General features: G+C 37.1%; 6 protein-coding genes. All 6 read right to left on the bottom strand.

From position 1 onward, the window contains the following. Window positions 1–24: 24 nt before the first annotated feature. Window positions 25–7290, bottom strand: coding sequence for a DEAD/DEAH box helicase family protein (locus HMPREF9624_RS10300; protein ID WP_009537696.1), 7266 nt, complete (start codon window positions 7288–7290; stop codon window positions 25–27). 83 nt (window positions 7291–7373) lie between these two features. After that, complete coding sequence (locus HMPREF9624_RS10305; protein WP_009537697.1) at window positions 7374–8177, bottom strand: KilA-N domain-containing protein; 804 nt, start codon at window positions 8175–8177, stop codon at window positions 7374–7376. 84 nt (window positions 8178–8261) lie between these two features. After that, window positions 8262–9968 carry a DNA topoisomerase 3 gene (locus tag HMPREF9624_RS10310; RefSeq protein ID WP_009537698.1) on the bottom strand — a complete coding sequence of 569 codons (1707 nt, stop codon included), beginning with the start codon at window positions 9966–9968 and terminating at the stop codon, window positions 8262–8264. Between the two features lie 95 nt (window positions 9969–10063). Beyond that, window positions 10064–11545, bottom strand: coding sequence for a CD1107 family mobile element protein (locus HMPREF9624_RS10315; protein ID WP_009537699.1), 1482 nt, complete (start codon window positions 11543–11545; stop codon window positions 10064–10066). After that, a complete protein-coding gene (locus HMPREF9624_RS10320) occupies window positions 11520–11759 on the bottom strand; it encodes a hypothetical protein (protein ID WP_009537700.1) in 240 nt (79 codons plus the stop codon). The genes HMPREF9624_RS10315 and HMPREF9624_RS10320 overlap by 26 nt, the downstream gene beginning before the upstream one ends. Window positions 11760–11770: 11 nt before the next feature. Then, entirely contained in the window at window positions 11771–13903 is a 2133-nt protein-coding gene (locus HMPREF9624_RS10325; protein ID WP_009537701.1) for a CHAP domain-containing protein, read from the bottom strand. Between the last annotated feature and the right edge of the window lies 1 nt (window position 13904).

Consider the following 13904-nt stretch of genomic DNA (forward strand, 5'->3'; position numbering starts at 1 on the left):
ATTCTACCCGCTCGCTGTTCAAGGTCAGCAGGACGCCAAGGCACATCGAGGTCGATGCAAAGCAATAAGCTTGTTTTGAACATTCGTTCCGGCTCCCATCTTTTGTGTTGAACCCATTAAGATACGAACTTCGCCTTTTCTTACTTTCGCAAAGAGTTCATCTTTCTGTTTGTCTGAATTTGCTTCATGGATAAAGGCGATTTCTTCTTTTGGTATTCCCATAGCTACGAGCTTTTCTCTAATATCATCATAGATGTTAAATTCTCCATCTCCTTTTGGAGTGGACATATCGGAAAAAAGTAGCTGTGTAGATTTGTTTTCTTTTGTCTTATCCCAAATGGAAAAGACATTCTTTACGCATACATTGACCTTGCTATCAGGGTTATCAGGAAGTAGGGGATTGATTAAACGCTGATCTAAGGCAAGTTTCTTACCGTCATTGGTAATTTTAAGCATATTATCAACATCTGGCTCTACAACCCTATTTCTGACATCATCCGCTCTTTCAGAAAGGCTCTTTAATATTTCCTTTTGTTCTTCAGAAGGCTCTGTTTTAATAACCTCATAGTTAGCTTCAGGTGTAGGAAGGTTAAGCATATCCGCAGTTTGAATATCTGCAACTTCCTTAAACATACTCATAAGCTCAGGCAAGTTATAGAACTTTGAAAATCTCGTCTTTACCCTGTATCCTGTTCCTTCAGGAGATAGTTCAAAGGAGCTTTGTGTTTCTCCAAAAGTGGAAGCCCAAGAATCAAAATGCTCCAGTCCATTCTTTTTAAGGCTCTCATACTGAAGATACCTTTGCATGGTATAAAGCTCTGTCATAGAGTTACTTACAGGCGTTCCTGTGGCAAAGACCACGCCTTTCCCACCTGTCATTTCATCCATGTAACGGCATTTCATGAACATATCAGAGGACTTAAAGGCTTCTGACTGCCCGATACCTGCAACATTTCTCATTTTGGTATATAGATAAAGGTTCTTGTAATTATGCGCCTCGTCAACAAAGAGCTTATCCACTCCTAATTCCTCAAAGGTAATGACATCATCTTTCTTAAAATCATCGTATAGTTTCTCAAGCCTTGTTTCCAGTTTTTTCTTTGTCTTTTCGAGCTGTTTCACAGTAAAGTTTTGATTTCTGTCATGCTTGTATTCTTCTACATAATTTACGATTTCATCAATCTGATCTTGGATATGCTTCTCCTGATATTCCTTACTCATAGGGATTTTTTCAAACTGCGTATGCCCGATAACAACCGCATCGTATTCCCCTGTTGCAATCTTTCCGATAAATCTCTTTCTGTTTTTCGGCTCAAAATCTTTCTTATCAGCCACCATAATGTTAGCCGACGGATATAGCTGCATAAACTCACGACCGATTTGCCCTGTTAAATGATTTGGTACAACAAACAAGGACTTACTGCACATTCCAAGCCTTTTACTCTCCATTGCAGAAGCCACCATTTCAAAGGTCTTTCCACTGCCTACTACATGGGCAAGCAAGGTATTTCCTCCATAAAGGCTTCTTGCTATGGCATTTCTTTGATGAGGTCTTAAGTCAATCTCCGTATTCATTCCCTCAAAAGAAAGATTACTTCCGTCATATTCTCTGTTGCGGATTGAGTTAAAACGCTCGTTATACAGTTTTACAAGACGGTTTCTTCTCTCCTGATCGTTAAATATCCAGTTTTTAAACTCTTCTTTTAATAGCTCCTGCTTTTGTCCTGCAAGCATGGTTTCTTTTTTATTTAAGACAGAAGTTTTAGAGCCGTCCGGATTTATAATCTGGTCAAATACCTTTGTTTCTTTTAAATTTAGGGCATCTTCAATCAGCTTATAGGCATTTACCCTTGATGTTCCAAAGGTCATTTCAGCAAGGTCATTTCCTCTGTCCCTGCTTTTTCCTTCTACATTCCATTCGCTTGTAAGGTTGGAAAATTTTACCTTAATATCCCATCTTGCATATCCCGGAGTTTTCAGCGTTTCAAAGATGAATTTCTCAATATCTTTAATCGGTATCCAAGTTGCACCAAGACGCACATTGATTTCACTTGCTTCCAGCTCCTTTGGAAGAACTTTTGTAAGCTCTGCCTTTTGGTATTCCAAACGGTTCATCTCATAGCTTATCAGCTCTTTTTCTTCGCCATCTTCCGCATAGCCAAGATGAGGGAGTTCTCTTTCTGTCTGTCTTAGCTTTGCAAGGTAGCTGTCTACAATAGAAATCTTATCTCTGATATTTCCACTTAGGTATTCATCTTTTGTTACATAGCCATACTTATAGGAATTGCTTCCATTGGCACAGGCAAAGGGCAAATCGCCATCTTCAGGGTTAAAAGAAAGCGGTCTGTAAAAGTTTTGTTCTTCTCTGATATTTAGATAGATTTCCCCTCGAAGCTCCTCAATTAAGGTCGGTCTGTCTTTTCCTGTAAGACTTCCCATATAGTCAAAGTCCACATAGCCTTTTTCAGATACCGATAAAACAAGGGCTTCTAAAGAAGTATCCACATGGTCTATGACTTTGGCTTTTGTAATGGTTCTTTTGGAGAAAATATCTCCCTTTTCCTTAAAGTTTTCTTCTTCATCAAGGATTTCAATGGATGAAACAAGCGGGAAGTTGCTATCCTCTTTCAAGGCTCTGGTATTGCTTAGGTTATTTACAAAGCCATGTTTTTTAGAAAAGCGGTCATAGACTTCATTGAGCTTTTCTTGAGCTTTCTTTACCTCATCATCGGAATAGTCCTCTTTCTGCTTGTAGATAACATCTTTAAGGGCAGTATTCAGTTCAAGATAGTCCTTAATCTTCTCCTTATTCTTATCCGTTATTTCTTTCTTGACGAAAAGGGAGTTTTCCCTGTAATACACCTCATCATCAATTAAAGTATATGAGAAGTTTTTTACATCATCGGTTGCAGGAATGGATGTTATTTCATCATCCAAAAGCTCTATTTCTTCATACTTTGCATCTTTTGAAATTCTTTCTCCGGCAATCTCAAGTCTGTCCTTTAACGAAGCCATGTTGTTCTCTTGCCCTAAAAAAGCTATCGGTTCACAGGTTAGAGTTTTTCCAAATCGACCACTTACCTCACGCATAGAACCAAGCACCTGCTCAGGATGATCGACAAAGTATTTGTTATATGAAAGTCCATTTTCATCTTCTGCAAGGTGTATCCAATCTTCGTCTCGCTCTAACACGCTATCTCTTTTCTTTAGGAAGATAATATCCGAAGTTACTTCTGTACCGGCAACACCCTTAAAGGTATCGTTTGGAAGTCTGATTGCCCCTAAAAATTCGGCTCTTGCTGCAAGATAGCGTCTTACACTTTCGTCTTTTTTATCCATTGTTCCGGAAGATGTAATAAAGGCGATAACCCCGCCGTTACGAACCTTATCAATGGACTTGGCAAAGAAATAATCGTGGATAAGAAAGTTATTACGATTGTATTCTCTGTCATTTACCTTGTACTCTCCAAAGGGAACATTTCCGATTGCTACATCAAAGAAGTTATTGGAAAATCCCGTTTCTTCAAGTCCCTTTACCTGTATATCACTTTCAGGGTATAGCAGCTTTCCAATACGACCGCTTATCGAGTCAAGCTCTACACCATAAAATTTTGACTTACTCATTGCATCAGGTACATTACCGATAAAGTTCCCTATACCCATTGACGGTTCAAGGATATTTCCCTGTTTAAATCCCATACCTGAAAGCGTCTTATATATTCCGTCAATGACAGTTTTCGGTGTGTAAAAACTCGTTAGGGTAGATTCTCTTGCAGCTTCATATTCTGATGGCGATAGATTTTCCTTTAAGAAGGCTCTTGCCTCTTTCCACTGTCCATCCTTACTTTCATCAAAGGCATCAGCAAGTCCACCCCAGCCTACATATTTTGCTAAAACTTCCTGAACTGTAATGTCAAGCTCTCTTTGTCCGCTTTCAATCCTATTAAGCATAGAGATTGCTTCAAGATTATTGTTTAATCTCTCACTTGGAGATAACTTTGCAGGGATCGTTTCTTCTGTAATCTTGAAATTGTGAGCCTCATTTTTCTTTATTTCTACTTCCTTAAAAGTCTTTTCGGGCTTCTCATTAGTCAGATTTTCAAAGATTCTATCAAGCTCACTTTCCTTACGATAAGGAATTACATCGGAGCCTGTAATCATACCGCCAAGATATTCGGTATTATCCTTCACCGTTACTGTCTTTAGGTTGTTTCCCATATCATCAAATCTTGTGATGGTATAGTCTTTCCCCTTATATTTCACTTCATCACCGATGATAAATTCAGGTCTTTCAAGACTTACTTGTCTTAATAAATCCTCATTATCAGTAAAGGCTACAATCGGAATTTGATGATTACCTTGTCTTGTAGGATCGATCCACAAATCATTTCTTCCAGTGATTTGATTTTTAGAAATCTCCCTTACTTTGTACTCCTCATGATTAAAATAGACGGTATCGCCTTCTTTAACTGCAAACTCATCTGAAGAACTATCCTCTTTTTCGTTAAGCTCTACTTCTTCTCTTTCCTTCAGGTAATCAAATAAGGTAGCCTGAAAAGGTTCTGTCTGTATGCTTTCTTCTACTTCTTTAGGTGCTTCAAGGTCTGCAATGTTATCCTCAAAACTGAGTTCTCCGTTAAAGACATGGTGAAGCTCCTGCTCATCCATCTGCTTTTTAAGTTCACTATCTTTAAGTTCTCTAAATGTCTTTGGGAAATCCTCTAAAACAAGTCTTTGGGCATTTAATTCCTTTAGCTCCTCAAGATTAAAGTATCCCCATTCAGGTTCAATTCCTAAAACAAGTCCAAAAGCGTCTTTGCTTTCTCTATCGTACTCAGTCATATACCAGGTCCAGTTGCTTCTAAATGGAATGATATATGCTGCATGAACCTGTTTGTCTGCTAAGGCTACATCTTCCTGTGCATAAAGCTCAGGAACTTTCTCAAGCATTTCATCAGTCATTAGATTATTTGGATCATCTTTAGAATAATAACTTGGCTCTTTTTGTTCTTCTATCTCATCCTTTCTTTCAATGTCCTTTTCTTCAAGATAAAGATTTTTTGAAAGCAGCTCATCTATATGCTTTGCTACATTTGACCAAGTAAGAAAAACATCATTACAATTATTTTTCTGTAATTTAAGTCCATTTGCATCATGCCATTCATCACTTCCCATTGCCCCCGATACTGCATGACTTCTCCCGCCGGTTCCATACTCGTCTTTTAGAAAGCTAGCTTTTTCCTGCAAGGTATGATTTTCTCTGAAATACTTTGTTATTCGCTCTTTTCCTCTATCTACTCCGCTTCCTCTTGAAATAGTAGCAAGGACTTCATCTTCTGTAATAAAGCCATGTATCTTTGGAAGTTCGGTTAGGTTAGAAGTATATTCCCTTCTTGGAAGTGCAAGCTCCTGTAATCTCTGATAAAGGCTATCTACCTTATGATAATGAAATCTTAGTATGTCCCTATCTTCTTTATATGCTCTCAAGAAACGACTATATTCAGAAATAACATTTTTTAGATAGTCAGGATTTTTAAGAGCTTCCGATAGCTGTCTTGTTTCTTTCGGAAAGCCACCACCTCTTTCTATAAAATCAAAATATCCCTGTGCTTTTCCTTCTTCGCTTAAATCATAGTATAGATACCCTAATGACTCTGAAATTCTATCCCTTTCATAATCTAAGGCTTCAGAAAGCTCTACATTTGTAGCAAACTCGCCTCTGTCAAGAAGTTCATTTATCCTACTTGCTGCACCACTCCAACTTAAAATTTGTGTATTATCCTCTCTTGCCGATATTCCATAAGCTAAATGAATACCTTTATCCGAATACCAGGAAGATACTTCTCTTTCATCCATGTAAAATCCGTTTCCGCCTTTAAAGGTATCTTTGAGGTATTCTCCCAATTCTTCTATGCTCTTGCCTTTTGAAAACTCAGCAATAACAGGAAGCCTACCGCCATCGTGATTTCCTCCGTTTACAAGAATACTGTCAATATCATTTTGAGTAAGAGGTATTGTAAGTTTAATCTGTCCTAAGCTGTTTTCGGGTAAAGAAAAAGAAGCCTTATCAGCTTCTCTTATCTCTTTATCCGTATTTTCTTTTAGATTTCCACTACTTCCTTGATTGTCATTTCTTTGAGGGCTGAAATCATCGTTTTGTACTGAGGATGACTCTCGTCCTCTATCTCCCAAGCTGCCATCAGTTTCGGCTTCTCTGCTCTCATAAACTCTATTGCCTGTTTCTGAATATCCATCAGGTGTCCTATCAGCTTCTTCTCCTTGTACAGATCCACTAACATCTCGAAGTGGCTCTGCTCCTCGCTGTTTGAAAGGTAGTCCAGCCTCATCACTGCGTAAGTCGGATTCGGATATTCTCTCATAAAGTCCATCTCCTCCTCTAACTGATTCAGTGTATTCTCTTTGATTTTCTCTATTATCTCGTCCGTACTCTCCATTTCGGAAAATTCGCTCGTTTTCACTAATTCTTTCCTGATCATCTCGTCGAAGTACATTTTCTTCTACCTCCTCTAATTCTTCTCTAATTTTATTATATCCTGCTTCTTTACCTCTTAAAACTTCTTTTTGAAGCTCTAACTCTTTGCTTTTTTGAATGGTAGCATCAATTATATTTCCGCTAATGTCTGATACGGTTTCTCCCAAGCTCATAAGGGAAATGCTGTCAAGCATTGCAAAGTTTTCTTTTAACAGCTCCTTATCCACAGGATAGTCTAACTTAAATCTTGAAGCTACTGCATAGCTCACTGAGTCCCTTGTAAACTTGGTAAAGGCTATTCTGCCCTCATCAGATATTCTAAGTTCTTTCATCAGGCTATCTATCTTTTCATCTCCGTAAAGCCTGCTTAAAGAAAAGATATTTTCTAAGGTGCTTTCGCTTTCTTCATAGCCCTCACTTTTTATCATTTCCTTTAATACATCTTTGTGAGCTTCTTTATCAAATCGCCAAATATTTACTTCATTGACATCTCTGTTTTTGGAAACGGTTTGACTTATATCAAAGATATAGTCCACCTTTTTGTATGTGCCATAGTCCTCTAAAATGGGGATACCTTTCTGTCCTCTCATAACAGTTCGATTAAAGCGCTCCCTCCAATAGTCAAACTTGGCACAAGCTGTCGCTTCAGGATTTTTATCGTAAATACTTAACTGACTTCTAAAGTCGTACCTCTGATTGTTTCCGACAACCTTTAAGAGCTTCAGATACTCTGCTTCACTCTGCAGAATATCTTGTTTTATTAGCTCCAAGATGTTATGAAAATCATTTATTCGCATGTTGACCTCCTTCTTTTTTGCATGAAAAAAGGCGGTTAGATTTTACTCTAATCACCTTTGTACTACATATTGATATTATCCTTTTATTTCAACTTTTTAATTGATTCACTCTCGGATAATATTTTCATCTGTTCAATTGCTATTGAATTTAGTTTTTCCAGTCTTTCAGATTGGCTCATGCCTTCATTTATAAATACCGCATTAAGATTCTCAAGATTAGAAAGGCAGACAAGCTGTGATATATCCGCATAATCTCTAATATTGCCTTTTAAATCCGGATTTTCATCACGCCACTCCTTAGCTGTTATTCCAAATAGAGAAACATTAAGAATATCCGCTTCACTTGCATAAATAAAATTGATTTTTTCTTTTGAAAGTTTATCCGGTACAAGTTTGTTTTTAATGGCATCTGTGTGAATTCTATAATTGATTTTTGCCAAATTTCTCTTAATATCCCATCCTAACTTCTTTTGTTCTTCTTCCTTTAGGCGTTCAAATTCCTTTATTAAATATAATTTAAAGTATGGAGATACCCAAGAAGCAAACTCAAATGCTATATCTTTGTGAGCATAAGTTCCGCCATATCTTCCTGCTCTCGCAACTATACCGATGGAATTCGTTTTTTCTACCCACTGCTTAACAGATAAAATAAATCGGTTAAATCCTGCTTCATTTTTAATTCCCTCGAATTCGGGGGAATTAAAATTCGTGTTATACATTTCTTCCCAAATACCTAAAAACTCTATTGTATTCTTGTTTCTGAGCCACTTTTCAATCAAAGCAGAACCGTTCTCAATATTTCTAACCATATCCGTTAAAGAAATATAATCTCTATTGTCTATGGCAATAATGCTGATTTCTGAACCTTCAACATTTATTTTAGACATATAATCACCTCTCAATCATTAAATTGATTACTTTACATTTTAGCATTTTTAGAGCATTTTTTCCACGCTGAAATTAGTGCCATCTTACTTGATATAAGTTAAAACCACTTCTTTTATCTCAGTTTCAATTGCCTCTAAAAAATTTTTCTTTGAAGATTTTCCCTGAGCAATATCAGATAATTCCATTTCCCACTTTGCTGTCGTTTCTGCCGACTTAAAGGTATCTGCTACAATCGTTACAAGGCTGATTCCTTTATGCGTTGCAATTAGATTCTTCTTATCTCTTTCTACAAATCCCTTGAAAATCAGATTTTCAATAATCCCCGCTCTTGTTGCGGGCGTACCAAGTCCTTTTCTTTCCACCTCTACGCCTTTTTCTAAGGCATCATTTCCCGCAAGCTCCATCGCCTTTAGGAGAAGATCTTCCGTAAAATGCTTAGCTGGTTGAGTGTACTTTTCTTTTATTTCCTTGTTTTCAATGCTTAATACATCACCAATATTCACATCAGGAAGTGCCATATCTTCATTTTTCTTAGACTTGTATTCTTTAAGATATTTTGTAAAGCCTTCATCCTTAATTACCTTGCCGGAGCTTGTAAATTCAAAGCCGTCAAATTCAGCTACAATCTTCGTTGTGCTTTCCACTAAAGGATAGCCCACACTTGCGTGGAATTTATCGGATATAAGGAAGTAAACTTTAGCTTCACTTAAAGGAAGTTCTGAAACATCTTCTTTTAAGGAACTGATTGTCGGGATAATAGCATGATGATCCGTAACCTTTTCAGAGTTAAATACCGTCTTGATACGCTCTGTATCAAAATCATTTTTCCCTAAAATGTTATTAACCGTACTTACAATCATATCTTCCGTTAAGCATCTGCTGTCTGTTCTTGGATAGGTAATCAGTTTTTTCTCATACAGACTTTGAGCATAATCAAGTGTTTGCTTGGCACTATATCCAAAATACTTATTGCACTCTCTTTGAAGTGTTGTAAGGTCAAAAGGCAAATCAGGCTTTGTTATCTTTTCCTTTTGAATAACATCGGTAATTCCTATCTTATCTCCAACTAAATTGATTAGCTGTTCAGCAGCAACCTCATCATCAATTCTATCTGTTGATAGTGTAAAACCATTCATAGAAAGTTCGACTGTAAAATATTTTTCTTTCTTGAAATTTGCTATCTCATCATCTCTTTTTACAATCATGGCAAGGGTAGGTGTCTGCACTCTGCCCACACTGTAATTTTGCTTGTATAGACACGAATACAGTCTGCTTAAATTCATTCCAACAATCCAATCTGCTATTGCTCTTGCTTGTGCAGACTCAAAAAGATTATCGTAAGAACTTCCGTCTTTCAGGTTATCAAAGCCCTCCTTTATGGCACTATCTTCCATTGATGAAATCCAAAGGCGTTTCATCTTCTTTTTACAATTTGCCTGATGGTACACCAGTCTGAAGATAGATTCGCCTTCTCTTCCTGCGTCGCACGCATTGATAATAGTATCAACATCTTTATCATTCATGAGCTTTTTAAGAATCGTAAATTGTTTCTTTGTGGACTTTGCAATCTCATACTTATATTCTCTTGGGATAATCGGTAAATCCGCCATATTCCACTTTGCGTACTTTTCATCATAACTTTCTGGATTTGCCATCTGAATTAAGTGTCCGACACACCAGCTCACCTTGTATCCGTTTCCCTCATAGTATCCGTCCTTCTTTTTTGTTGCTCCAATTACTTTTGCAATAGAGATTGCAACACTTGGCTTTTCAGCAATTACAAGTTTCATATATATTTGTCCTCCTGTTTTTCAATATAAAAGGGCGAAAGATGTTACTCTCCCGCCCTAACTTTGCACCCAAAATAATATGTTTTTAGGTGCGTTTATTCTTCATCTTCTACTTCATCTGCATCATTTATTTCTTCCTCGCTTTCAGATTCAGAAAAGAAATCATCATCTTCCTCCTCTAAGGCTTCAAGTTCTTTATCTTCTTTCTTTTTCACAACCTTAAAATAGTAGCCTGCTCCTAATGCACCACCTACTACAAGAAGCAAAATAATATAGGTTCCTAAATTACTCTTTTCGTCCTTCTTCTCAGGCTTTACTTCTTCCTTAACAGGTTCTTCTTTTACTACTTCCTGCTTTGGTGCTTCTTTTTTCTCCACCATGTTAAGCAAATCATCTTCAGATACTTCCGTAAGAAGCATTACATTCTCACTATCTTCATCATGATTGATGATTAAATGAAAAGTCTTACCGTTTTTCGTTTGAAAGGTAATAAACTGCCTTGCATCTGCCGAATACTGATCCGTTTCTTTGTTATCGCTGCTATCTCCATGATGAATCGGATACTCCTTATTTGCATTATCTTTATTCTCCGTAACGGATGCTCTCGCCTTTGACGGAGATGAATCTACTCCCTTGTTGGTGTTTACACTCTTACTTGCAGACCCCATTGATGAATCCTGACTGTTATTCGCAGGAGCTTTTGCCGTCAACTTATTAGGATAGCGAACTTCCTTTTCTTTCTCCTTTACTTCCGTTTTACCTTTACCGGTATCCTTTGTAGTATTACCTGAGCTTACCGAATCCGATGAGCCTTTACCGGTACTACTTACAGAAGTCTGTGGTGTTTGAGGAGAAATACCTGAACTTGTCTTAATTCCGGAAATAGGACTAATCGGTGTAACTGATTGTGATGTTACAGGAGCTTTATTTGTTTCAGTTGCCTTTTTCTCAAGCTCTTTCACCTTTTCCGTCAGTTTATCTATTTCCTTTTTCATATCTTCTGATAAGTCCTTATTTCCCTTATCTTTCTTTATTTTTTCTTTCAGGCTATCAATTTCATCTTCAAGGTCTTTAATTTTATTCTTTTGCTTATCACTTAATTTGTCTTTGTCCTTAAGTTCGCAATTTAACTTATCAAGTTTATCCTGAAGCTCTTTTGCCTCTTTTTCTATTTTTGAAATATCGTCTTTAGAAAGCTCTGTCTGCGTTCCCTTATCCTTAACCTCCATCTTTGCTACCTTACGGATAATCTCATCTTTTCCATCTCCCTTTACCTCATAAAACAAAAATTCATCAATGAATTTCATATCATCTGGCAGCATTGGAAGATCACCACTATCAAGAAGCTGTCCTTTCTCAGCCTTTATCTTTTCTTCCTTAAAGACCTTTTCATCTTCAAAGATATACCTTACATTTACTTCAACTTCCGTTTGAACAGCTTCATTTTTTGTTGGAGCTTCAGATTTTTGCTCCTGTGCATAAACAACCGTCCAAAGACCTAAAATACAACTAATACTTACAATTACCGCAAGTGCTACCGTCCAAAACTTATTATTCTTTTTCAAACTGGTTTTCATTTGTTTTCTCCTTTTTCACTTCTGTTTTTTCTCTGTTTACTTTTGCCATTAAATCACTGATTGTAATGTTGTTCTTTCTACAAATGGCAATGATTTCTTCATTTTCGAGTTCTTCCTCACGAATGAATAAAGGCTCCAATTCTTCATCAATCAGAGCCTTTTTATCCTTTAACTTCTTTATTCTGTTTTTTACTGTTGTAAGTTCCTTTTTCAAATTGTTACCTCCTATTTCTTTACATTTGGCGGAAAACCGAATCCTACGGGATGGTGTTTACAAAATGTTGCTATCCAATCATCTAAGGTAGTTACTCTTATTCGACCGATGTTATCAATCACTTTTCCATCTCCAATGTAAATACCTACATGACCATAGGTAAGCCCTGCACTGCTTCCGCTACTGCTGCTTTCAACTGCCACAAGCATTCCCACTTTTAGCTTTGACCTGTCTGATGTAAAGGTATAGTTTCGATACATATCACAGGCATTTCCGCCAATATATCCAAGTCCTGCATTTTGATAGACCTGCGATACCCACATAGCACACCAACCCGCACCCGGAGATGGAGTAATGTATGCAGCATTTACAATTTTCTTTTGAACTTCCGTAGAAGCCTCATACTCTTTTCCTCCTCCGATACCACCATTGGAAGCAATAATGTCGCTATTACCAAAGGCTTCTCCCATATTGCCTTGAGCAAGGAATAAGGCTTCATAGTGTTTAAGATTGTCAGGATAGTTTGCAAAAACCTTTCTGATAATGCTATCCATATCTTTTTTATGAAGCGTTACAATCAGTTTCTTGTACTCGTAAGGTTCTTCATGGCTTTCGGTATATTCATTTCCATCTTCATCGGTATAAGTTTCTGTAACTGTCCTATATCTGATTTCAATTTCTTCCTTATACTCAAGGTCATACATGGACTTAAAAAGCTCATTTAATACGGAACTTACTTCTGATACATTCTTTACTTCTCCGCACCTTGATGTAATGTAGGATAAAAGCTCATGGACATTATGCCCGATGTACTCTGTATTATTTAGGATGTACTCGTCATATCCGGGATAATTTTCTTCGACATTGTCAACCTCACTTTGAAGCTCCTTTTCCATCTCCGAAAAATTCTCATTGATTTCACTTAGGACATTAGGCTTTGATAAATAGCTTGTTGTCAGAACCGTACTTGTAGAGTTCATAAAGCCTGTCATTCCTGTTCCTGCAAAGTTAATAAAGAAAGTTCCCAAAATAATAAGACCTATGAAAATAATCATAAGTCCCTTCGCTTTTCTTAATATAACTTCCTTTGAACTTTTAAGACTGCCTATAAGCCCTTCCTTAATGCGATCTCTAAGCCTTGACTTATTCTGCCTTTTAATGGAATCTTTCATCTGCTTTCGCTTATGGAATCGCTTAAAGTTATTTGCTTTTTGATACTCCTGTGTCTTTTTTAGCTCCTCTTTGGCATCTCGAAACTCCAATTTGGATTTTCGCTTTCTGATTTTATAGTCTTTATTTGTAAGGTCATATCCTTTTTTGGCTTTTTTCTTATCCGAGTAATTCTTAATGCCATGAATGAGCTTTGAGCTTGTATCGGCTGTCTTTTCTCCTGCCTCTACCCCTTGATTTTCATCGCTGCCATGGGATAAGTAATCTCTTACGGTTTCACTTCCTTTAGCAAGTCCTGATAAAGCGGACACTTTAGAAGCCTTATCCCTAAAAGTTCTTTCCTGTTCTTTAGAAAGCCTGTTTTTCTTTTCTCTATCAAAAATGGCTTCTTTTCCGCTTTTTTTATTGTCAGCCTTTTCCTCTTTTGCTTCTTTGTCCTTTTTTCTGGTATAGAGCTTATCGGAATAGTTTTTTCTCTTATAATTTTTCTTTTGAGTCTTTTGGCTTTTTGAAAAGCCTTTTGTATCTTCTGCTTTACGATGAAGATTGTCCTCTACATCATAGGTTGACTCAAAATAGTCGCTATCCCTAAAGTCATTGTCATATTTGTCTATGATTCCGTCATTGTCGAGGTCTTTTCCTAAAGGATCATAGATTTTTCCATCCTTAACCTCAGTATCATAATCAGCTTTTCCGATTTCTTCCTGACTTACACTTCCTGTTTCAGGACTTCTATACCTTGCATTTCTTTTAGAAGTTTTTCCGTTTAATTCAGTTTCTTCACTTCTCTTACTGACCTTTTCATGAACCTTATCTTGAAATCTGTCTTTGTCATGGACGATTTTCCCTCTGTAATCATCACTATGCTTTAACTTACTTTCTTCAGGCTCTATGCTGCCATTACTTTGCAGCCTTTCCTTTTCTATCCTCGCCCTTTGTCTTTCCTTAAAGTCCTTTTTCAGTTTCTTTCCCATA

This window comes from Oribacterium asaccharolyticum ACB7 (assembly GCF_000238075.1).
GTDB classification, from domain to species: domain Bacteria; phylum Bacillota; class Clostridia; order Lachnospirales; family Lachnospiraceae; genus Oribacterium; species Oribacterium asaccharolyticum.

Bases quoted from the DNA above. Each gene is read 5' to 3' on its own strand.
- HMPREF9624_RS10300 (WP_009537696.1), bottom strand. From the start codon at position 7,290: ATGCGAATAAATGATTTTCATAACATCTTGGAGCTAATAAAACAAGAT.
- HMPREF9624_RS10305 (WP_009537697.1), bottom strand. From the start codon at position 8,177: ATGTCTAAAATAAATGTTGAAGGTTCAGAAATCAGCATTATTGCCATA.
- HMPREF9624_RS10310 (WP_009537698.1), bottom strand. From the start codon at position 9,968: ATGAAACTTGTAATTGCTGAAAAGCCAAGTGTTGCAATCTCTATTGCA.
- HMPREF9624_RS10315 (WP_009537699.1), bottom strand. From the start codon at position 11,545: ATGAAAACCAGTTTGAAAAAGAATAATAAGTTTTGGACGGTAGCACTT.
- HMPREF9624_RS10325 (WP_009537701.1), bottom strand. From the start codon at position 13,903: ATGGGAAAGAAACTGAAAAAGGACTTTAAGGAAAGACAAAGGGCGAGG.